This window comes from Tessaracoccus lubricantis (assembly GCF_039544535.1).
GTDB classification, from domain to species: Bacteria; Actinomycetota; Actinomycetes; order Propionibacteriales; family Propionibacteriaceae; genus Arachnia; species Arachnia lubricantis.
Genome location: NZ_BAABLV010000035.1, coordinates 16,216 through 36,467, shown reverse-complemented (window position 1 = coordinate 36,467; position 20,252 = coordinate 16,216). Strand labels below are relative to the sequence as shown.

Genomic DNA, 20,252 nt, shown 5'->3' with positions numbered 1-20,252 from the left:
CTACTCCTCGAACGGCGCCGGGTCTCCGGCCCCGACCCGGGCCACCTCCGGCGCGTCGCCGGTCATGTCGATCACGGTGGTGGGCTCGATGCCGCAATCGCCTGAGTCGATGACTGCGTCGACCTGGTGGTCGAGGAGTTCCTTGATGGCCCACCCGTCGGTCTGCGCCTCCTCGTGCCCCGGCAGGAGGAGGGTCGACGACAGCAGCGGTGCCCCGTAGGTGGCCAACAGGTCGAGCGTGGTGCGATGGTCCGGGATCCGCACGCCCACCGTCTTCTTCTTCGGGTGCATCATCATCTTCGGCACCTCGCGGGTGGCCTGCAGGATGAACGTGTAGGGCCCGGGCGTGGCCGACTTCACGGCACGGAAGACGCGGTTGTCCATCTGTACGTACTCGCCGAGCTTGGCGAACTCGTCCACGACGAGGGTGAAGTGATGCTTGTCGTCCAGGTCGCGGATGCGCCTGATGCGCTCGATGGCCTCTGCGTTCCCGAGGGCACAGCCAAGGGCGAAGCAGGAGTCCGTGGGATAGACGATCAGGCCGCCGTCGGCGAGGATCCGGGCCGCCTGAGCAAGTGCGCGTGGCTGCGGGTTGTCTGGATGCACATCGAAGTACTGAGCCATTGATACAGGCTACTCACGGGCCAGGAGCTCGTGGCTGATCCGGGCAACTTCCTGCGCGGACAGCGTGAGTTCCATCGCGGCCGCCGAATCCGCGATGGTCTCCGGCCGCGACGAGCCGGGGATGGGGATGATGTGCTCGTCGAGGGCCAACATCCACGACAGCAGCGCACGCTGGGGGCTCACGCCGTGGGCCTCCCCCACCTCCGCGAGCACCGGGTAGTTCTCCCCCACCCGCGACGCGGGGCCACCGGTGCCGCCCAGCGGGGAGAACGGCAGGAAGGCGATGTCCCGGGGCGAGCAGAAGTCGAGTTCCTGCTTGCTGGTGTGGTTGAACCGCGGCGAGAACTCGTTCTGCACGGCGGCCAGGTTGCCCTCGCCCAACACGTCGAGCGCGATGGCGATCTCCTCCACGTTGGCGTTGGAGATGCCGACCTCGGACACGAGCCCCTCGCGCTGGAACTGCGCGAACGCCTCGACCTCCGCGGCGTAGGTCATGGTGCGGTCTGGTCGGTGCAGGTAGTAGAGGTCGATCGACGAGACGCCGAGGTTCCCCAGCGAGGCCTCGAGGCGGCTGCGCAGGTAGTCTGCAGAGCCGTTGCGGCCCCACCGCTCGCCCTCGGCGCGGGTGATGCCGGCCTTCGTGGCGATCACGACGCCGGAGGTGTCGCCGTCGTAGCTGCGCAACGCCTCGGCGATCAGCTGCTCGTTGTGTCCCATGGCGTCCCACGACGGTGCGTAGATGTCGGCGGTGTCGATGAGCGTGATGCCGGCGTCGAGGGCCGCGTGCACCATGGTGATCCCCTGCTCCCTGGACGCGCCCTCGAACGAGGCAGGCATGCCGCCCAGGCCGATGGGGGAAACCGTGAACTGACCGATGCGTCGCTGCTGTGCTGTCATGGCACCGATGCTACTTGCCACGCAGTGGGTCGACGGGGGACGTGCGTTCAGCTGTCACCGAAATGGTGCCCGGCACGAAGGGCAGCGACACGTCGGCCAGCTCGACGGCGCACGTGACGGCGACGCTGACCTCCGCATGGGTGCCCAGTTCGCGGGCCACGCCGGCGGCATCGGCCACCACCGCCGTGGTGCGACACGCGACGTTGCGCTGCTCCAACGCGCTGCCGACGGCCGACTCCGCGGAGCTCTGTGCCACGGCGGCGCTGCGCTCCAACGAGGCCGCCCGAGCCCCGGCAGCAGCGGCCGCGCCCACGTGCTGGTCTGCCAGCGCCACCCTGGCCAGCGTCAGTAGCAGACCGATGAACAGCACCAGCGCAGGCAGGACGACGGCGGCCTCGACGGACACCGCCAGGCCCCTCTCCCCGCCCCTCACGACTGCGTCACCCGCTCCGTCGGCACCATGACGCTGCCGCTGACCTCACGCGGCCACACCACGACGACGGCCCGGCCGGTGACGGTGGCCGTCGTGTGGGCGGCCCCGCGCTCGACGGCGACGGCCACGCCGGTCATCGACCCGTTGGCCGCGGCCTCCAGCGCGGCGTGCCGCCCCTCCCCCGCCGTCGCCCCGTGGACTGCGGCGACGGAGGCGCCCTGCTGGGCCGCGGCGATCGCGGTGGCCTGCGCCCACGACACGAGCGCCCACTGCAGCAGGCCCAGGAACAGTGCCAGCCCCAAGGGGAACAGCAGGGTCGTCTGGATGGAGTTGCTGAGCCCGCGTTCGTCGCGCCTCGACTTCCTCATGGGGCCATCCTCGCAACGCTCAGGGTCATCGACCCCCTGGCCGGTCTTCCCTCCGCGTGCAATAGGCTGGCTCCTGACGCGCTACGCGTCGCATACTCACGAAAGGACACTCATGGTCAAGAAGGTAGCCATCCTCACGGCCGGCGGCTTCGCTCCCTGCCTTTCCTCGGCGATCGGCGGGCTCATCGAGCGCTACACCGAGGTCGCACCAGAGGTTGAGATCATTGCCTACCGCCACGGGTACCAGGGCCTCCTCCAGGGCGACTTCCTCGTCGTCGACGACGCCGTCCGCAAGAACGCACACCTGCTGCACAGGTTCGGCGGCTCCCCCGTCGGCAACTCGCGCGTCAAGCTCACCAACGCCAAGGACCTCGTCAAGCGTGGTCTGGTCGAGGAGGGCGCCAACCCGCTCCAGGTGGCCGCCGACCGCCTCGTGGCTGACGGCGTCGACGTCTTGCACACCATCGGTGGCGACGACACCAACACCACCGCCGCAGACCTCGCCGCCTACCTCGCCGAGCACGACTACGGCCTGACCGTCGTCGGCCTGCCGAAGACCATCGACAACGACGTCATCCCGATCCGCCAGTCGCTGGGCGCCTGGACGGCCGCAGAGCAGGGCTCGATCTTCGCCCAGAACGTGGTGGCCGAGCACAACTCCGGCTCGCGCATGCTGATCGTGCACGAGGTCATGGGCCGCCACTGCGGCTGGCTGACCGCGGCCACCGCACAGAAGTACCGCGAGTGGCTCGACACGCAGGAGTGGCTGCCGGAGATCGGCCTCTCCAAGCCGGCCTGGGACGTCCACGGCGTCTACGTGCCGGAGGGCGAGATCAACATCGCCAAGGAATCCGAGCGCCTCGGCAAGATCATGGACGAGGTCGGCAACGTGACGATCTTCCTGTCCGAGGGCGCCGGCCTCGACTCGATCGTCGCCGAGATGGAGGCCGCGGGCGAGGAGGTGCCCCGTGACCCCTTCGGCCACGTCCGCCTCAACGACGTCAACCCCGGCGCCTGGTTCGGCGACCAGTTCGCCAAGAAGCTGAACGCCGAGAAGGTGCTGATCCAGAAGTCCGGCTACTTCAGCCGTTCCGCAGCCGCCAACGACGCCGACCTGGCGCTGATCAAGCAGTGCACCGACCTCGCCGTCGACAAGGCGCTCGCCGGTGAGCCCGGCGTCATCGGCCACGACGAGGAGAACGGCGACGTGCTCAGCGCGATCGCCTTCGACCGCATCAAGGGCGGCAAGGCCTTCGACATCAACCAGGACTGGTACAAGGACATGCTGGCCGACATCGGCCAGGAGTTCCCCTCCCCGGCCCAGGCGCACTGACGAGGTACGCACATGTGACACCGGCCGCCCGTCTGGGCGGCCGGTGTCACGTTCCTCAGCGGCGGAACACGAGCTTGAGGAGGCCGACGATGAGCGCGCCGACCCCAAGGCCCGTGGCGGCGCCGACGCCGTAGCCGATCCCCAGGTTGGTCTTCATCCCGCGGGCGGCGACGTCCTGCCGGACGTAGGTGTCCGGGTCTGGTTCGGGGACGGCGGAGGTGGCACCCCGCAGGTCGTCGAGGCTGCGGGTCGCGGCCCAGCGCCGACTGGCGCGCTGCGAGGCCAGCAGTTCCTCGTCACCAGCGCGAGGTTCCACCTCGCCCGACAGTTCCGAATGCTCGTCGACGTACTTGCGGTCCCGCTCCGCCTGCCACACGTCGTCGGTGCCCACCCAGGCGGCCGTCATGAGGATGATGGTGGCCAGCAGGTTGAACACCAACATCATCACGATGATGGGGCCGAACACACCCACTGCCGCGTTGCCGCCGAACACGCCCATGATCAGTCCGGCCGCCGACTGGAGCACCGTCAGCAGGGTGGCACCGATGAGGGTGCCGATCAACCAGGCCCTGGGCCGGGCCGCCTTGCGCGGCAGCGCGATGAAGAGGAACGCGACCAGCAGCCAGCTCACCACGAACGTCAGGCCGATCGTGATCACGCGCCACAGGATGCCGATACCGGGAACGCCCTCCCAGCCGAGCCAGTCGATGATCTGCTGGCTGAGGCCATGCCCCACCTGGGACACGCCCACGCCCACGCCCAGCGCGAGGAGCAGGCCGAGGAAGATGCCGAGGTTGCCCAGGAGGTCGAGGAAGAAGTTCTTCTTCGCGGTGGCCTCGGAGAACTTGTCGGCCCACATGACCCGCACCGCGCGCTTCAGGTTGCCCGCCCAGTTCGAACCCGAGTAGGCCGCTGTGAGCAGACCGATGCCGAAGACGCCACGCCAGCCCGAGAGGGTCTCCTTGATGAACTCACCGATGTCCTTGGCGACGCCGTCCTCGCCCAGCTGGTCGACGATGGCGGTCTGCACCTGCTCCATCAGGTCGGGCCGCAGGACGGTGAGGGTGAGCCCCAGCATCGCGAAGGCGAACATGAGGATGGGGACCATCGACAGGACGGTGAAGTAGGTGACGGCGGCGGCGAACTGAGGGCCCAGTCTCTGGCCGTACCGCTCGTTGGCGGCCATGGCATGCGCCACGACAGGCTTGTTCGTGACCTTCTCGATCCAGTCCTTCATGCGTCGGACACTACCCGCCGACAACGGCAGGAGACAGACCCTTTGGGTCAGACGGCGCGCGAACGGCGGCGCGCGGCCAACTCGTCGTCGGGGTGGTCCTCCGCCGGCACATCGGCCGCGGTGCGCTCGCCGGGCAGCTCGGAGAGGGTGCCTTCAAGCTCACGCCAGACGCTGCTGACGGAGATCATGAACATGCCCTGGCCACCGCGCGACAGGTCGAACAGCTCGTTGGCAGAGGTGACCTCGTAGACGCTGAAGCCGTCGGAGACGAGGGTCAGTTCGGTCAGGTCGTCGACGCCGCGCTCGCGCAGGTGCTCGATGGCCAGGCGGATCTGCTGCAGCGAGATGCCGACGTCGAGGAACCGCTTCACCACCCGCAGGAGCAGGATGTCGCGGAAGGAGTACAGGCGCTGCGTGCCGGAGCCCTCGGCGTTGCGGATGGACGGGACGACCAGACCGGTGCGCGCCCAATAGTCGAGCTGGCGGTAGGTGATGCCGGCGACGCGGTGTGCGATGGGGCCGCGGTACCCGGTGTCGCTGGGCACGGGCGCGAAATCGCCGTCAAAGAGCACTTCCTGCAGCGCTGCCTTCTTGGTCACGATTCCTCGCTTTGCTCACCGTGCCGATGGGGGATCACCGACGACTCTCTGACGCTAACCCTCGACCCCGCTGGAGGTCAACGACACGCCCAACACCGGTGAGATTTACACCGATGTGGTTCGACCTCAACTTGAGGGTTTGCGGCGCGTCAGTGGTTGTTGTCCTCGTCGTCGAAATCCTCCGGCGTGACGCGGTCCAGGAACGCCCGGAACGCCTCCACCTCGTCGCTGGGGGCCGTGTCGACCTCCACCCCGACGTGGTCCATCAACGACCGCGTGCACTCGATGCGCCACCCCAGCCGGACCGCCACGGCGACCAGGTCGCTGGGCCGGGCGTCGATCTCGTGCCCTCCGGCGTGCAGCGTGGCTTGGTAGATGCCGTCGTCGACCGATTCGATCACGACGGTGCCCTCCCCCGGCTCCAGGAGTTGCAGGACGGCGCCGAGCAGGTCATGCGTCATGGGGCGTTCCGGTTGCTGGCCCTCGATCGCCACGGCGATGGCGGCGGCCTCCGGCGCCCCGATCCAGATGGGCAGGCAGCGAGTGCCCCCTTCCTCCTGCAGCAGGAGCACGGGCGGGTCCTCCGGGGAGATGATCCGGATGCCGAGCACTTCAAGGCCGATCATGGACACACAGTAGCTCAGTGGATCTGCCCGTGAAGCAGCGCGGCATGAGCCTGCAGCACGGATCTGTAGAGGTCTCGCACCACCTCGGGCGGCGGCCCCTGGCGGCGCCGGTACTGCTCGAGGATCTGTTCCACGAGGGCCGCCTCCATGGCGGCCGCCTGCTGGAGCACCCGCATCTGGCGGAGGTCGACGCCGTAGTCGGCGAGCTTCTTGGCGGACTGGGCCAGCGCCACCGCCTCCGGCCCGTAGAGCTGCGAGCCGCGGCGGGGCTGGATGATGCGCAGTCGCTCGAGTTGGATCAGGGCGGCCTCGCCCAGGCCGGATTCGGCGAGCACCTGGCGCCGAGCCATGAGCCCCGCGCCGCTGCCGCCACCGCGCTTGGCGCGCTGCCTGGGCTCCGAGGACTCCTCCGCCGGCTGTGGGTGGTGCACCGGGGGCTCCTCGCCCCGGTCGATGGCCTCGAGTTCCTCCCGGATGACCTTCAGGGGCAGGTAACGATCCCGCTGTGCCCGTAGGACGTACAGCAGTCTGTCCACGTCCTGTTGCGAGAAGCGCCGGTAGCCGGACGGTTGCTGCCGGTCCGGCGAGATCAGACCCTCTGCTTCGAGGTACCGCAGCTTGGACACGGAGATGTCGGGGAACTCCGGGCGGATCATCTCCAGGACGACGCCGATGGTGCGCGCCGCTCCCGACATCAGCTCAGTCCGGGCTCACTCAGCGAGATCGTGGCGCGGTACTTTCCGATCTGGATCTCGTCGCCTTCGCGCAGGACGGTGCGCCCGTCCAGCAGGGTGCGGTTGACGTAGGTGCCGTTGAGGCTACCGAGGTCCTCGAGGTACAGCTTGCCGCCGCTGCGCACGAACTTGGCGTGGTGGCGCGAGACCGTGATGTCGTCGAGGAAGATGTCCGACTCTGGGTGGCGGCCCACGTTGGTGATGTCGGAGTCGATCAGGAACCGGTTCGAGTTGCCCGGACCCCGGTTGACGATCAGCAGGGCATTGCCGGGGGCGAGGGTCTTTGCCGCCTCGCGCTCCTGGTCCGTCAGTGCCACGGATTCGGTGGGCTCCTCGGAGGCCACGGGGAACATCGTGGTGGTGTCACCGGTCGGGTCCGTCAGAGGCGCACCGCAATTGCTGCAGAACCTTGCCTCGGCCGGGCTGTCAGATCCACAAGTGCGGCACTTCATCGGAGTCACTTCCTCGTCTCAGCGGGGTGGGCTCAATCCCCTGTCTCTGGCCATGTCAAGGCTACCTGAGGAAACTTATCACCCACGGGCAAGCCTGTTAACGGGGGCGCGCGAACTGCGGCTCGGCAATTTCGACGACGGAGGCGACGTCCACCTCGTCGAGCTGCTCGATCTGGACCCGTCCACCGACGCGTTCGCCCTCGACCTCGCTGACCAGGCCACCGCGGAACCGTGCGCCCGCCTCCAGGGTGGCGGGATCGCCGATGGCGTCGATGACGTACGGTTCGGCCAGCGCCACACCGTCGGCAGTCACGGCGCCGTCCTGGTCCGTGGCGAAGTACGAGTTCATCACCAGCCGCACGGAGTCGTTGAGCTCGATCACCTCGGCGCCGGCGTCGCGGAGTTCCTCGACGGCGTTGAGGAGCAGTTCGGCCGACATGTTGTGGGAAGGGTCCTGGATCACGATGCGGATTCCCGGGCCGACGGCGGGCACGGTGCCCGCGATGATCCGCGCCTGCTCGAGCCGTCGGGCCGCCTCCTCGCGCGCCGCCTGGTCGCGGTCGGCTCCGCTCACCAACTCGGTACGGGCGCGTTCGAGTTCGCGGACCTGCTCCTCGAGCCGCCTCGTCTCGCCGGTCACGTTGTCGAGCAACTGGATGAGGTCGGCCTGCCGGACGTTGGAGAACTCGGGTTGCGTGGCCTGCGAGCGCAGCGTCATCACCACGATCAGCGCGGTGAGGAACAGCGCGACGCCCACGGCGAACTGGCCGCGGCTGGGGCGGAAGAAGTCGCGCAACAGGTTGCGGTCACCCGGGGTGGCCGCCCGCCGCGGCTCCAGTGCCTCATCCACACCCTCCGTGGGGGAATCCGTGGGCTCAGGCATGCAGGATCGCCCTCCGGATGGCGGCGGCATTGGTGAAGATGCGGATGCCGAGGACGACCACGACGCCGGTCGACAGTTGCGAGCCGACACCGATCTGGTCGCCGACGAAGACGATGAGGCCGGCGATCACCACGTTCGAGAGGAACGAGACGAGGAACACCCGGTCCGAGAAGATGCCCTCCAGGTAGGCGCGCGTGGCGCCGAGGATGGCGTCGAAGGCCGCCACGATCGCGATGGGCAGGTACGGCGCCAGCACCGGCGGCAGGGTGGGCTGCAGGACGACGCCGAGCACGACGCCTGCGATGAGTCCGAGGATGGCGAACATCTGCTGCTCCTACTTCTGTTTCGCGTGCCGAACGGTCATGCCCGGGTCTGCCGGGAGGACCAGGTCGTCGTCGGCCCGGGTGATCGTCATGGAGAGCCCGTAGTTCTGGGTGATGAGGTGCCACCACGCGGCGGCGGTGGTCTCGTTGAACCTGGCCTGGAGCGTATCAGGGTTGCCGATGACCTCCACCCGGTAGGGCGGGCTGAGCGACACGTAGTCGACGGTGATCGCGGCGCCGGCGCTGCGGATGGGGGTCAGCACCGACAGGCGCCGCCCGTTGATGGCGATCGCCTCGGCGCCGGCCTGGCGCAACCCGTTGACGAGCCGGCTGAGGTCGCCGTCGAGCACCATGCCCTGCGCCGACGTCGCATCGTCCGCGTCGTCGACCGTGACGACGATCCCCGGCCCCGTCACCGCCGACGCGCCGGAGACGCGGTCCAGGAGGAGCAGGAGTTCGCGTTCGGCGGGATCACCGAGCGCCCTGGCACCGAGCTGGCTGACCTCGTCCTCCAGTTCCGACGCGGTGTCACCCAGCGCCGACTGCCGTTCGCGGGCGGCGGTCACCCGGTCGAGGAGTTCCTGGCGCTGCTCGGCCGCACTGCTGGTGCCGGTGGTGGTCTGGAGCACGGCGATCGTCAGCAGGACGGCGAGGAGCAGCACCACCACCATCAGGCGCCCGGGCTGGTGCCGGGGCGCGGTGGTCGAGCGGTACTCGGGTTCGAGCGCTTCGGCCTGCAGGTCGTTCAGCAGGCTCATGCTGGCGTCGGGGCGACGCCTCACCGCGGTGCCCTTCCCAGACGCACCGTCTCACGCACGTAGAAGAAGCCGGCCGTCCAGTAGGCGACGGCACCCAGCCAGCCGAACACCCAGCCGGCCCAGTGCGCCCAGCGCCAGTCGAGCGACGAGTCGGCCCCGAGCAGGATCAACGGGAACGCCAGCAGCAGCAGGAGCGTGCCGGCCTTGCCCACCCAGTTGACAGGCAGCGCCACCATGCCGTGGCGCTTGAGGGCGGGCACGAGGAGGGCCAGCATCACGTCGCGGGCGACGAGGATGATGACGAAGTACAGCGGCACGATGTCGCGCACGAGCAGCGAGACGACGGCCGCGATGATGTAGAGCCGGTCGGCGACGGGGTCGAGCTTGGCGCCCAGGGGGCTGCGCTGCTTGAGGCGGCGGGCGAGGAAGCCGTCGACCCAGTCGGTGGCGCCGAACCCCGCGAGCAGCGTGACGGCTGCCACGTCGTGGCCACTGATGATCAGCCAGGTGAAGAGCGGCACCCCGAGCAGGCGGATGAAACTCAGCACGTTCGGCAGCGTGAGCACGGCGTCGGTGTCGAACTCCTGAGGAGGAACCAGCGATGCTTGCACAATCCTCAGCCTAGCCCGTATGCCGCCTCCACCTGCGGACCGACGACGTCCCAGCCATATCTGCTCGCCAACCGCCAGGCGCAGCCCGGATCGACCGGCTCCGCGAGGCGGGCCCTGACGCGGGTGGCGGCGGTGGCCACGTCGTCGACGGGGAAGAACGACGCGACCCGCTCGTCGGTGCCCACGGCGCGGAAGGCAGCCAGGTCGCTCGCGACGACGGCGCAGCCGTGCGCCAGGGCCTCGACGAGGACCATGCCGAAGGACTCGCCGTAGCGGTTGGGGGCCACCAGGACGCCGGCCCGCGCCAGCCACTGGTTGCGGTCCTCGTCACTGAGGACGCCCACTTCCCGTACGTGCGCCGCTCCCCCACGGCCGGGCCCGACGGCGACGAAGTCGGCCTCCGGCACCTGCTGCGCCAGCGCCGCGAAGGTCCGGTAGCCCTTGCGGGGCTCGTCGAGCCGGCCCAGGAACAGGACCAGCCGGGCGTCGCGCGGGCCTGCCGGCGCCGCGGGCGGCACAGCCACGGCGTTGGGGATCACCGCCGGCACCAACCCCGTCACGGCGACGGCGGTCCGGCAAGCCGCCTCGGACACCGCGATGCTGGTGCGCAGCGGCAGTAGCGAGGCCCGGAGGCGTAGCGGGGCAGTGAAGAGGCCCGGCCGGAAGTGCGCGTGGTGCGTCACGACGAGTCGCCCTCGGGCTGCGCGAGCGGCCGCGAAGGCGATCCCCGGGGTGAGGGGTTCGTGGACGTGGACGACGTCGGCGTCCGCAATGGCCGTCAGCGTCCTGCGGGCCTGCGCCGGGAGGACGGCCAGTTGCGCCACCGAGCCGTTGAACGGGACCCCCACCGCCGGCCCCACCAGCTGCGTCCCGTCGCCGGGCACCCCGGTGCCCGGCGCCACCACGAAGGCATCGTGGCCCCGGTCCCGAAGCCAGCTGGCCAACCCCAGCACGTGCGTGGCCACCCCGCCCGGCCGGTCCAGCGAGTACGGGCACACCAGCGCGATGGCTGCGGTCACACGAACACCCTGCGCAGCATCAACCAACTCTCCGGATGCCGGCGCACCGCGTCGGCGAACACCGCGACGGCGCCCGTCATGAGCTCCTCCGCGGTGCTTCCGGTGAGCGGCTCGGACACCTGCAGCCGGAGGTGCTCGCCGTCGAAGTGCGTGGTGGCCACCCGAAGGTCGGCACCTGTCCGGCGCGCAAGCAGCGCAGGGCCGGCCGGTACCCCGATGCGGGCGTCGGCGCCCGGCCAGGGCACCCTGACACCGCGCGCGCTCAGGTCGCGGTCGGCAAGCAGGCAGACCAGGCGATGTGCGGCCACGTCCTCCGCCAGGGTCCGCATGAGGTCGGGCCGGTCCACCGGGTGGATGGTCATGCCCATGCCCGCACGCGCCTTCGAGAAGCGCTCGTAGACGCCGTTGGGCAGCCGTTCGGCGACGCTGACCACCTTGATGCCCACCCGAGCGCACCAGGCGCCGGCCAGGTCCCAGGAGCCCATGTGCGGGAGGGCCAGCACCAGGCCGGGCCCCGCCAGCGACTCCTTCAGCTTGCCCTCGTCAGCGGCCGATATCCTCGCCACGCGCAGCACGTCAGCGTCACTCCACCCGGCCAGGCTGAGCGACCACAGGGCATTGCGGAACCAGTTCTCGAGCAGCCTGCGGCGCTGGCCCTTCGTCGGGCGGCGCCCGGTGGCGCGCTCGACGGTCTCGGCCCACGCGTCGACGGCGGGCAGCCGCCCCAGCGAGACCAGCGGGGCGGCCACTCGGGCCAGGGCGTCGCCGACACGGCGGGGCAACCGTCGCCCCACCGCCCAGACGAGCCCGGTGAGGTCCACGTCAGCTGTGCCAGGCCTCGGCGAGCAGGCGCCGGGCATCGCCCAACAGTTGCGGCACGGCCCGGGTCTGGCCGATGACCGGCATGAAGTTCATGTCGCCCTTCCAGCGCGGTACGACGTGCTGGTGCAGGTGCATCGCGATGCCGGCGCCGGCGACGTCGCCCTGGTTCATGCCGAGGTTGAACCCGTGGGGGTGCGACACGGCACGCAGCACGCGCATCGCCTGCCGCGTCAGCTCTGCAACCTCGCGTGACTCGTCGGCGGTGAGGTCGGTGTAGTCGGCCACGTGCCGGTACGGGCACACGAGGAGGTGGCCCGGCGAATACGGGAACAGGTTCATCACGACGTAGGCGTGCTCGCCGCGCGCGACGACCAGGCCCTCCTCGTCCGAGCGCGTCGGCGACGTGCAGAACGGGCAGTCGTGCCCGCCGGTGGGCTTGCCCTCACCCTTGATGTAGACCATCCGGTGGGGCGTCCAGAGCCGCTGGAACGCGTCCGGTACGCCCGGCAGCGTGCCAGCGGCCTCGAAGTCGTCCACGCTCACTCGCCGACGGTGGGCGACTCGTTGGAGCGCGAGGCGATGAAGTCGACGATGGTGGCCACCGCGTCGTCGACGCTCACGCCGTTGCGCTGCGAACCGTCACGGAACCGGAACGACACCGTGCCGCCGTCGCGGTCCTCGGCGCCGGCGATGAGGATGAACGGCGCCTTGCCCTGGGTGGCGTTGCGGATCTTCTTGCCGAAGCGGTCGTCGGAGGTGTCGAAGTCCACCCGCACCCCCTTGGCGCGGAGCTGGGCGACGACGCCGCCGAGGTAGTCGTCGAACTCCGACGCGACCGGGATCGCCGTGACCTGGACCGGCGACAGCCAGGCCGGGAACGCGCCCGCGTAGTGCTCGATCAGCACGCCCATGAACCGCTCGATGGAGCCGAACTTGGCCGAGTGGATCATCACCGGCTGCTGGTGCGAGCCGTCAGAGGCGGTGTAGTGCAGGTTGAAGCGCTCGGGCTGGTTGAAGTCGTACTGGATGGTCGACATCTGCCAGGTGCGGCCGATGGCGTCCTTGGCCTGGATGGAGATCTTCGGGCCGTAGTAGGCGGCGCCACCCGGGTCTGCGACGACGGGCAGGCCCGACTCGTGCGCGATGCCCTCGAGGATGGCGGTGGCCTCGGCCCACTGCTCGTCGGAGCCGATGAACTTGTCCTTCTTCTTGCCGTCCTCGTCGCGGGTCGACACCTCGAGCGCGACGTCGGTGAGGCCGAAGTCGGTGAGCAGCGACAGCACGAACTTCAGCAGGTGGCGCACCTCGTCGGGTGCCTGCTCCTTGGTGCAGTAGCTGTGCGAGTCGTCCTGCGTGATCGACCGGACGCGGGTGAGCCCCTGCACGACGCCCGAGGCCTCGTCGCGGTAGACGGTGCCGAACTCGAAGAACCGCAGCGGCAGGTCGCGGTAGGAACGGCCCCGCGACGAGAAGATGAGGTTGTGCATGGGGCAGTTCATCGCCTTGAGCCGGTACGCGGTGCCGCCCTTGACGACGTTGCCCTGCTCGTCGCGCTCCGCGTCCTCCAGGATGGGCGGGAACATGCCGTCGGCGTAGTACGGCAGGTGCCCGGAGGTGTAGAACAGGTCCTCCTTGGCGATGTGCGGGGTGCCGACGTAGTCAAAGGCCTCCTCGATGTGGCGCGCGCGGACGTAGTCCTCCATCTCGCGCTTGATCACGCCGCCGCGGGGGTGGAACAGCGGCAGGCCGGAGCCCACCACCTCGTGGAAGCTGAACAGGTCGAGTTCGGTGCCGAGCTTGCGGTGGTCGCGCTTGGCGGCCTCCTCCAGACGCGTCTTGTACGCCTGGAGCTCGTCCTTCGACGGCCACGCGGTGCCGTAGACGCGCTGCAGGCCGGCGTTGCGCTGGTCGCCGCGCCAGTAGGCGGCCGAAGTGCGGGTCAGCGCCCAGCCGTTGCCCAGGTAGCCGGTGTGCGGGACGTGGGGGCCGCGGCAGAGGTCCTTCCACGCCACGGAACCGTCGCGGTTGACGTTGTCGTAGATGGTCAGCTCCCCGCCGCCGACCTCCACGGACGACCCGTCGTCGTCCGAGGCGCTGCCCTTGTCCTGGATGAGCTCGAGCTTGAACGGCTCGTCGGCCAGCTCCGCCCGGGCCTCCTCGTCGGTCACGACGCGGCGCAAGAAACGCTGGCGCGACTTGATGATCTGGCCCATCCTCTTCTCGATGGACTTGAGGTCCTCCGGGGTGAGGGGGGCCACCTGGAAGTCGTAGTAGAAGCCGTCGGTGATGGGAGGGCCGATGCCCAGCTTGGCGTCGGCGTGCAGTTCCTGCAGCGCCTGGGCGGTGACGTGGCCGCAGGAGTGCCGCAGGATCGACAGGCCCTCGGGGCTGTCGATGGTGATGGGCTCGACGACGTCGCCGTCGACCAGTTCGCGCTGCAGGTCCTGCGCCTCACCGCCCACCCGCATCGCCACGACGGTGCGGTCCTCCCCGTAGAGATCGAGCCCCGTGGTCGTCGTGGTCAGCTCCACCTGCTCCGCCTTGTCGTTGCGGTGGACGGTGATGACGCCACTCATGGGGCACTCCTTCGGGTGTGGTCGGTTGTCTGACGGACCCCATTGTGCCGCGTGCGGCTCATGGGTGGTAGTCGGGTCCCATCACCGCCGCGCTGTCCGGATGGCGCCGATGGATGCGACGATGACGCACGTCATCGCCACCCACTCCGGCCAGGCGAGCCACTCGCCGAGCACCAGCCAGGCGAACAGGGCGGCCGCGGCGGGTTCCAGGCTCATCAGGATCGAGAACGTCGCCGCCTTCAGGGTGCGCCGGGCCTGCAGCTCCATCGCATAGGGGATGACGGTGCTGAGCAGCGCGACGGCCGCCATGACGCCGAGCACCGTGAGGTCGCCGAACGCGCCGTCGGCGAGCAGCGCACCGGGCACGGCGAGCGCGGCGGCGCCGACGAGGCTGCCGACCGTGAGGCCGCTCATGCCGTCCCACCGCCTGCCGACCGGGCCGGCGAGCGCGATGTAACCGGCCCACAGCGCCCCGGCGGCCAGCGCGAGCGCCATGCCGAGGGGATCGACGACGGTGGGCCCGGCCCCGAGGAGCACCACACCGGCGGCCGCGAGCGAGACCCAGATGACGTCGAGGAGACGGCGGGATCCGATGACCGCCAGCGCGAGCGGGCCGACGAACTCGAGCGTGACCGCCAGGCCGATGGGGATGCGCTGGAAGCTGAGGTAGATGAGCGCGTTCATGCCGGAGAGGCACAGCCCGTAGGCCAAGACGACGAGCCAGTCGCGGCCCGTGCGCCCCTTCAGGGACGGTCGCGCGAAGCCGAGGAAGATCAGGGCGCCGATCGCGGCCCTGAGGAACGCCAGCGTGACCGGGTGTGCCGAGTCGAAGATGGACTTCGCGATGGCGGCGCCGAACTGGACGGACGCGATCGCGATGAGGACGAGGACGACAGGGCGCGGCACGGCCCGAACTCTACGCGCTGACGCCGAAGCGTCCTCAGTGCTGCTCGCCCCACGCCTGCAGGTCCCAGGAACGCAGCCTGCGCAGCAGCGTCTGCTTCTTCGACAGGTGCGCCTGCATCCGCTGCAGCACGTCGTGCAGGAAGCGGATGGCCTCCACGATGTGGGGCCCCTTGTTGAGCATCACGCACTCGGCGCGCATGCTCATGGCCGCGTCGGTCACCTCCGCCCTCGTGGCGAGCCCCTTCTTCGCCAACGACTCCAACACCTGCGTGGCCCAGATCACGGGGATGTGCGCAGCTTCGCAGAGCCACAGGATCTCCTCCTGCACCTCCGCGAGCCTCTCGAACCCGGCTTCGACGGCCAGGTCGCCGCGCGCGATCATCACGCCCACCTCGCGCCACCGCATCGCTTCCAGGAGCAGTTGGGGCAGGTTACGGAACGCCTCGACGGTCTCGATCTTCAACACGACGGCCAGGTCGTCACGGCCCAGCGCCGTCACCCGGTCGAACAGTTCCGCCACGTCGCCCTCGTCGCGGACGAAGGAGTAGTTGACCAGGTCGGCGTGCTCCACGATGAACGGCAAGGCCGCGCGGTCCTCGTCGGTCAGCGCCGGAATCCCCAGGTGCGTGTCCGGCAGGTTGATGCCCTTCTCCGGACGCAGCTTCACCCCGTCGGCCCCTGCGGAGGTCACCTCGATCTCGAGGCGGTCGGGAAACACTGCGGTGATGACCCCGCTGATGCGCCCGTCGTCGAAGGAGATCCGCTGCCCCGCGGCCGCGTCGTCGAAGACCTGCCCCAGCGTGCAGCCGATCCTGTGCGGGCCACCGGGCACGGGTACGCCGGGCTCCAACGATCGGGTCAACACGATCTGCTCGCGCACGCGAACGACGTGGAAGCCGGCACGGGCGGGCAGCTCCGCCACGGTACCGGCGTCTCCCCCGCCGTCGGGCAGCAGGCGCAGCCCCGGCCGGAAGTAGGCCGTGCGGCGCAGCTCTGCGACGACCCGGGCCGGGCCTTCGTCCTCCGCGAGGATGTCGGTGACCAGTAGCTTCCGCTTCGGACCGCGCCCGTCGGTGAAGCGCAACACCTCCCCCACCTCGCGCTCGGCCAGCCAGGCCGCGTCGGTGACCGGCACCTGGTGACCGGGGCCGGACTCGTCGGCGACGTGCGCCGCGGCCAGCACCACCGTCGCAGGGTCGACGACATGGCCCGACTCGTCGCGGTGCGGCCGCACCTTCAGGACCTGCGCGCCGGAGTGGATGGGCCCCGTGCGGAGCTTGGGCCCGGCCAGGTCCATCGCGACGAGGCAGCCGCCACCGGCGGCCGTGCGCAGGTGGCCGATCATCGCCGCCCACTCGTCGGGCCCGTCGTGCGCGCAGTTGATCCGCGCGATGTCCATCCCCGCCTCGACCATCCTGCGCACCAGGCCTGCATCAGTGGCGGCCTCTGAGGGGAACGTCACCATGATGCGCGGGGCGCGGTCCTCCGTCTGGCTGCCGAGCAGTTCGACGGCGTTGCGGCCCAGCCTGGCAGGGCCCAGCGGCATGTCCGTGGCCCATGAGCGGTCGTCCTCCGCCGTCGTCTCCTCGACGCCCGCCATCAGGTCCAGGGCGCGCAACAGCGTCTCCAGCGTGGGCATGACGCGGGACTCGAGGCGCCCGAGGGACGACAGCCCCAGTTCGGCCAGGTCGGCCTGCAGGTCACGGACGTCGCGACCACGCAACCAGACGTAGTGCACCAGGTTGACGGCGCTCAGCCGGTGTTCCGGCCGCACGGCAGACAGGTGTGGTGCGAACTCCTCCTCGGCTGCGGTGGCGCCGTCGATCAGTTTCCGCACGCGGACGCGCAGCGCAGCAGCCTGTTGTGACATCGTCGGCGTCGCCACTGAACTGTCCTCCTCGGAAGGTTCAGCCCATTGTCCCATGCACCTCGATGCCACGGGCGCCCGCGCGGAGCATCTCCAGGGTGCCGTAGCGGCGCTCGGCATGCGGAAGGCTCACCTCGCGCAGGTACTCGGCGATCTCGCGGGGGCCTGAGTGCTCGAAGTGGGCGATGAGGCTGCGCAGGTCGTCCGGGTGGCGGTTCTGGCTCATCTTGGCCTTCGCCTCGATCCGCTCGATCTCCAGTTCGACGCCGACGATCGCCCGGGACATCAGGTCCAGCTTCTCCTCACCCACCGCCTCGAGCACCTCGTGGCCCTCCATGCGCTCCGTGAGCGCGCGGGCGGCGCGCAGTGCGCCTTCCGGGGTGGCGTCGATCCGCACCGTCCCCCAGGCGTGGATGGTCACGTAGTCCCACGTGGGCACGCTCGGCAATTCGTCGTTGGTGGCATACCAGTGCGGCGAGATGTAGGCGTCCGTGATGTCCAGGATCGCCATGGCGCGCCCGGTGACCGGGGTGAGGACCTGCGGGTTGTTCCTGACCAGGTGCGTGACCAGGACCTTGGCGTCTCTCCTCACCTCGCAGTGCATCGGCACGAACGTGGCGAGCGGGCCGTCGTCGTGGACGGTGACGAGGTTGCCGGGGCGCGCGCCGGTCAGCAGCTGCTCGAGGCGCTCGTCGGGAAGGCGGAAGTGTTCTGGCACGTGCACGAGGCCACCCTAGGCCAGCCGCCTGGCGGACAGGGGCGGGGGCCGACTCTGGGCAGACCGGGTCCTTCGGGCATCATGGGCCACGGAAGGAAGATACGTGCTGACAATTCTCTGGACCATCGGCGTGGCCGCCGAGGGAATGACGGGTGCGCTCGCGGCTGGCCGGGAGCGGATGGACCTCTTCGGCGTGATCATGGTGGCGTTCGTCACGGCCCTGGGCGGCGGTTCGATCCGTGACATCCTGTTCGGCCACTACCCGCTCACCTGGGTCCGCGACCCGGAGTACGTCCTGCTGGTGGTGCTGGCCGCCGTCGTGACCATCTCGGTGGCCGGGATCATGAAGTACTTCCGTCAGCTCTTCCTCGTGCTCGACGGCCTGGGCCTGGTGGTGTTCTCCATCCTCGGCGCGCAGCTGGCGCTGGAGATGGAGTTGGGCATCATCATCGCGGTCGTCGGCGGAGTGGTCACCGGCGTGGCGGGCGGCATCCTGCGCGACCTGTTCTGCGACCGCATCCCGCTCGTGTTCCGCGAGGAACTCTATGCCTCGGTCTCCGTGGTGGCGGTGCTGCTGTTCGTCGGATTGCTCAGGATCGGCGTCGCGGAGAACGCCGCCGTCGCACTGACGCTGGTGATCGGCTTCGCGCTGCGCATGCTCGCCATCCGTTATCGGTGGCGTCTCCCCGTGTTCGACTACCAGGATTCGTTCGTCGACAGCCGCAAGGCGCTGCGGAGCCTGGTGCAGGGGTTGCGGAAGCTGCGGCTGCTCGGCAGGCGCCCGGCCCTCGAGGAGTGAACCTCAGCGCCTGAGCCCTGCAGCCACCTCCGGGTGGGCCTTGGCGATGACATCGAGGTCACCCACGACGATCAGCCGGTCAGTCGCGCGTGACAGGCCCACGTAGATCCGCTCCTTGAAGCGCTCCATGCTGCCGTCCTCGTTGACGCACAGCACGACGGCGCGGCGCTCCAGCCCCTTGAACCCCAACACGTGTCCGTAGAACATGTCGCCGCCCCAGAACGTCGCCCAGTAGCCGGCCTGCCCGAGCAGTTCCTGCTGGTTGGCCTGCTCCGGGTGTCGCCTGCCGGTGGTCAGCAGCGCGATGTGCCCGGGCTCCCAGCCTTCGTCGAGCAGGGCCTCGACGTGGTCGTCTGCGACCTCGACGGCCTCCTCCGGCGCGGCCTGGACGTGCACCACCTCCGGCCCGTCGCCGCCGTTGAGCCACATCCGTCCCGGGGCCAGGGGCTTGAACACCTGGGCGATCTGGCGGGTGTTGCGCAGGTTGTGGTCCAACACCAGGGGCACCAGCGGCACGGGAGGCTTGCCGAACCGTTCGAAGAGGGCCTGGTTCTCGTCGGAGTAGACGAACAGGCCGCCCTCCTCCTCATCGGACAACGCAGCCAGCAGCGGCCGCCACCAGGACTCGGCGAAGTCCTGGCCCTCGTCGACGACGATGGAGTCGAAACGCTCGTTGGGCGGCAGTTGGGCGGCCTTCTCCAACATCAGGCGGGGCAGTTCCTCCTCCCAGAAGCGGGGGTCGTCGCGCGAGCCGGAGTCGATGCCCCACGCATTGGCCAACCCCTCGAAGCTGCCGACGAACACCGGCTTCGCGTTGTACTTCCACGAGGCCGTCTCCCGCTTGAAGTACCCGGCCAGACCCAGGGAATAGCACAGCAGCGCCACCCGTTCCCTGGGTCGGCCCAAGCGCCCGGCGCTCAGCTGGTGCGCCTGCGTGAGTGCCAGGACGGTCTTCCCGCTGCCCGCTCCCCCGCGCACCTCGACCCTCCTGAGTTCGCGCGTGACGCGGAGGATGAGGTCCTGCTCCCGCGTCAGCCGGTCCGCCCGCTCGAGCCGCTCGTCGGACTCGTCCACGACGGTGGCCACGGCCTCCGTGCCGCGGGCCGTGAGGATCTCGGCGATCAGTTCGCAGTCGTCGACGGTGGGTGGCCGGTAGGTGTCGAAGCTGAGGGGGATGTCGGTCAGGCGTCCGGCGAGCCGGGGCATGTCGGTCTTGTCGTGCAGCATCCACCGCGGTGCATCCGGCAGGTGGAAGCCGGCGGGGAACGAAGTGAACGGCGTGACGACCGCATGCGCGGTCAGCACCCTGCCGCGGGAGCTGTCGGCCCAGCGGCGGTCGCTCTCGACGAAGTCGCGGATGGCGTACCGGGCCGCACGTGCCTGCTCAACCGGGTCCATGTGCGTGGCCACGCCGCGGCGCGTGATCGTCCAGCCACCGTCGGAGAATCCCGTGCCGGCGCCCTTGACCTCGACGACCACCGCCCCGATGTCGGGCATCAGCACGAGCAGGTCGACCTCGTGGTCCTTCGCCAGTGTCGTCAGCCGCACGTTGGCGATGAGGATGTCCTCGTCGCGGAGGCCGTCGCGCAACGTCTCCCACACGACTCGCTCCGAATCGGTGGTGAACGAAGGGTCGGCCGGGATCAGTCGCGGTGCCATGGCGACAC

The 20,252-nt window shown here is 69.7% G+C and carries 23 protein-coding genes; 2 read left to right on the top strand and 21 right to left on the bottom strand.

Going from position 1 to position 20,252, the window contains the following annotated elements:
* The 4 genes from ABEA30_RS10470 to ABEA30_RS10455 are packed head-to-tail and all read right to left on the bottom strand — an operon-like array spanning position 1 to position 2,322.
* On the bottom strand, positions 1–624 hold the full coding sequence (locus ABEA30_RS10470; protein ID WP_345582561.1) for an L-threonylcarbamoyladenylate synthase: 624 nt from the start codon (positions 622–624) through the stop codon (positions 1–3).
* Between the two features lie 9 nt (positions 625–633).
* Positions 634–1,521, bottom strand: coding sequence for an aldo/keto reductase (locus ABEA30_RS10465; protein WP_345582559.1), 888 nt, complete (start codon positions 1,519–1,521; stop codon positions 634–636).
* A 10-nt stretch (positions 1,522–1,531) separates the two neighbouring features.
* Positions 1,532–1,927 carry a TadE/TadG family type IV pilus assembly protein gene (locus ABEA30_RS10460; protein WP_345582557.1) on the bottom strand — a complete coding sequence of 132 codons (396 nt, stop codon included), beginning with the start codon at positions 1,925–1,927 and terminating at the stop codon, positions 1,532–1,534.
* A 23-nt stretch (positions 1,928–1,950) separates the two neighbouring features.
* On the bottom strand, positions 1,951–2,322 hold the full coding sequence (locus ABEA30_RS10455) for a TadE/TadG family type IV pilus assembly protein (RefSeq protein ID WP_345582555.1): 372 nt from the start codon (positions 2,320–2,322) through the stop codon (positions 1,951–1,953).
* Between the two features lie 112 nt (positions 2,323–2,434).
* Here ABEA30_RS10455 and ABEA30_RS10450 point away from each other — a divergent pair, with 112 nt between their 5' ends.
* A complete protein-coding gene (locus ABEA30_RS10450) occupies positions 2,435–3,655 on the top strand; it encodes a pyrophosphate--fructose-6-phosphate 1-phosphotransferase (protein ID WP_345582553.1) in 1,221 nt (406 codons plus the stop codon).
* Positions 3,656–3,710: 55 nt separating this feature from the next.
* On the opposite strand, the gene ABEA30_RS10445 is transcribed toward ABEA30_RS10450, so the two are convergent.
* From ABEA30_RS10445 to ABEA30_RS10370, 16 genes are all read right to left on the bottom strand, one after another.
* Positions 3,711–4,892: a YihY/virulence factor BrkB family protein gene (locus ABEA30_RS10445; protein WP_345582551.1), complete on the bottom strand. Its 1,182-nt coding sequence runs from the start codon at positions 4,890–4,892 to the stop codon at positions 3,711–3,713.
* 47 nt (positions 4,893–4,939) lie between these two features.
* Positions 4,940–5,491 (bottom strand): MerR family transcriptional regulator, encoded by a 552-nt coding sequence (locus ABEA30_RS10440; protein ID WP_345582549.1) that lies wholly within the window; start codon positions 5,489–5,491, stop codon positions 4,940–4,942.
* Positions 5,492–5,640: 149 nt separating this feature from the next.
* Positions 5,641–6,117 carry a bifunctional nuclease family protein gene (locus tag ABEA30_RS10435; protein ID WP_345582547.1) on the bottom strand — a complete coding sequence of 159 codons (477 nt, stop codon included), beginning with the start codon at positions 6,115–6,117 and terminating at the stop codon, positions 5,641–5,643.
* Between the two features lie 14 nt (positions 6,118–6,131).
* A complete protein-coding gene (ftsR, locus tag ABEA30_RS10430; RefSeq protein WP_345582545.1) occupies positions 6,132–6,812 on the bottom strand; it encodes a transcriptional regulator FtsR in 681 nt (226 codons plus the stop codon).
* Complete coding sequence (locus ABEA30_RS10425) at positions 6,812–7,303, bottom strand: FHA domain-containing protein (protein WP_345582543.1); 492 nt, start codon at positions 7,301–7,303, stop codon at positions 6,812–6,814. Before ABEA30_RS10425 ends, ftsR begins: the two co-directional genes overlap by 1 nt.
* A 97-nt stretch (positions 7,304–7,400) precedes the next feature.
* Positions 7,401–8,186 (bottom strand): DUF881 domain-containing protein, encoded by a 786-nt coding sequence (locus tag ABEA30_RS10420; protein WP_345582541.1) that lies wholly within the window; start codon positions 8,184–8,186, stop codon positions 7,401–7,403.
* Entirely contained in the window at positions 8,179–8,511 is a 333-nt protein-coding gene (locus ABEA30_RS10415; protein WP_345582539.1) for a small basic family protein, read from the bottom strand. Before ABEA30_RS10415 ends, ABEA30_RS10420 begins: the two co-directional genes overlap by 8 nt.
* A 9-nt stretch (positions 8,512–8,520) precedes the next feature.
* Positions 8,521–9,291, bottom strand: coding sequence for a DUF881 domain-containing protein (locus ABEA30_RS10410; RefSeq protein WP_345582537.1), 771 nt, complete (start codon positions 9,289–9,291; stop codon positions 8,521–8,523).
* A complete protein-coding gene (locus tag ABEA30_RS10405) occupies positions 9,288–9,878 on the bottom strand; it encodes a CDP-alcohol phosphatidyltransferase family protein (RefSeq protein ID WP_386085975.1) in 591 nt (196 codons plus the stop codon). Before ABEA30_RS10405 ends, ABEA30_RS10410 begins: the two co-directional genes overlap by 4 nt.
* Before the next feature lie 5 nt (positions 9,879–9,883).
* Positions 9,884–10,897, bottom strand: a complete 1,014-nt coding sequence (locus ABEA30_RS10400; protein ID WP_345582535.1) for a glycosyltransferase family 4 protein — start codon at positions 10,895–10,897, stop codon at positions 9,884–9,886.
* The gene (locus tag ABEA30_RS10395; RefSeq protein WP_345582533.1) at positions 10,894–11,718 is read right to left on the bottom strand and encodes an LpxL/LpxP family acyltransferase; all 825 of its coding nucleotides are present in this window, start codon (positions 11,716–11,718) and stop codon (positions 10,894–10,896) included. The genes ABEA30_RS10400 and ABEA30_RS10395 overlap by 4 nt, the downstream gene beginning before the upstream one ends.
* A 1-nt stretch (position 11,719) precedes the next feature.
* Complete coding sequence (locus ABEA30_RS10390; RefSeq protein ID WP_345582531.1) at positions 11,720–12,262, bottom strand: HIT family protein; 543 nt, start codon at positions 12,260–12,262, stop codon at positions 11,720–11,722.
* Entirely contained in the window at positions 12,259–14,295 is a 2,037-nt protein-coding gene (gene thrS, locus ABEA30_RS10385) for a threonine--tRNA ligase (protein ID WP_345582529.1), read from the bottom strand. Before thrS ends, ABEA30_RS10390 begins: the two co-directional genes overlap by 4 nt.
* Positions 14,296–14,376: 81 nt before the next feature.
* Complete coding sequence (locus ABEA30_RS10380; protein WP_345582527.1) at positions 14,377–15,201, bottom strand: EamA family transporter; 825 nt, start codon at positions 15,199–15,201, stop codon at positions 14,377–14,379.
* 34 nt (positions 15,202–15,235) lie between these two features.
* Positions 15,236–17,086, bottom strand: coding sequence for a pyruvate kinase (locus tag ABEA30_RS10375; RefSeq protein ID WP_345582525.1), 1,851 nt, complete (start codon positions 17,084–17,086; stop codon positions 15,236–15,238).
* Between the two features lie 22 nt (positions 17,087–17,108).
* Entirely contained in the window at positions 17,109–17,792 is a 684-nt protein-coding gene (locus ABEA30_RS10370; protein WP_345582523.1) for an FMN-binding negative transcriptional regulator, read from the bottom strand.
* 97 nt (positions 17,793–17,889) lie between these two features.
* On the opposite strand from ABEA30_RS10370, the gene ABEA30_RS10365 reads away from it, so the two are divergent.
* A complete protein-coding gene (locus tag ABEA30_RS10365) occupies positions 17,890–18,585 on the top strand; it encodes a trimeric intracellular cation channel family protein (protein WP_345582521.1) in 696 nt (231 codons plus the stop codon).
* Between the two features lie 3 nt (positions 18,586–18,588).
* Here the strand turns inward: ABEA30_RS10365 and ABEA30_RS10360 are convergent, their stop codons facing one another.
* On the bottom strand, positions 18,589–20,244 hold the full coding sequence (locus tag ABEA30_RS10360; RefSeq protein ID WP_345582519.1) for a nuclease-related domain-containing DEAD/DEAH box helicase: 1,656 nt from the start codon (positions 20,242–20,244) through the stop codon (positions 18,589–18,591).
* Between the last annotated feature and the right edge of the window lie 8 nt (positions 20,245–20,252).

Excerpts from the sequence above, each read along its gene's own strand:
- ABEA30_RS10470 (WP_345582561.1), bottom strand. The coding sequence starts at position 624 with ATGGCTCAGTACTTCGATGTGCATCCAGACAACCCGCAGCCACGCGCA.
- ABEA30_RS10465 (WP_345582559.1), bottom strand. The coding sequence starts at position 1,521 with ATGACAGCACAGCAGCGACGCATCGGTCAGTTCACGGTTTCCCCCATC.
- ABEA30_RS10455 (WP_345582555.1), bottom strand. The coding sequence starts at position 2,322 with ATGAGGAAGTCGAGGCGCGACGAACGCGGGCTCAGCAACTCCATCCAG.
- ABEA30_RS10450 (WP_345582553.1), top strand. The coding sequence starts at position 2,435 with ATGGTCAAGAAGGTAGCCATCCTCACGGCCGGCGGCTTCGCTCCCTGC.
- ABEA30_RS10445 (WP_345582551.1), bottom strand. The coding sequence starts at position 4,892 with ATGAAGGACTGGATCGAGAAGGTCACGAACAAGCCTGTCGTGGCGCAT.
- ABEA30_RS10435 (WP_345582547.1), bottom strand. The coding sequence starts at position 6,117 with ATGATCGGCCTTGAAGTGCTCGGCATCCGGATCATCTCCCCGGAGGAC.
- ftsR (WP_345582545.1), bottom strand. The coding sequence starts at position 6,812 with ATGTCGGGAGCGGCGCGCACCATCGGCGTCGTCCTGGAGATGATCCGC.
- ABEA30_RS10425 (WP_345582543.1), bottom strand. The coding sequence starts at position 7,303 with ATGAAGTGCCGCACTTGTGGATCTGACAGCCCGGCCGAGGCAAGGTTC.
- ABEA30_RS10420 (WP_345582541.1), bottom strand. The coding sequence starts at position 8,186 with ATGCCTGAGCCCACGGATTCCCCCACGGAGGGTGTGGATGAGGCACTG.
- ABEA30_RS10415 (WP_345582539.1), bottom strand. The coding sequence starts at position 8,511 with ATGTTCGCCATCCTCGGACTCATCGCAGGCGTCGTGCTCGGCGTCGTC.
- thrS (WP_345582529.1), bottom strand. The coding sequence starts at position 14,295 with ATGAGTGGCGTCATCACCGTCCACCGCAACGACAAGGCGGAGCAGGTG.
- ABEA30_RS10360 (WP_345582519.1), bottom strand. The coding sequence starts at position 20,244 with ATGGCACCGCGACTGATCCCGGCCGACCCTTCGTTCACCACCGATTCG.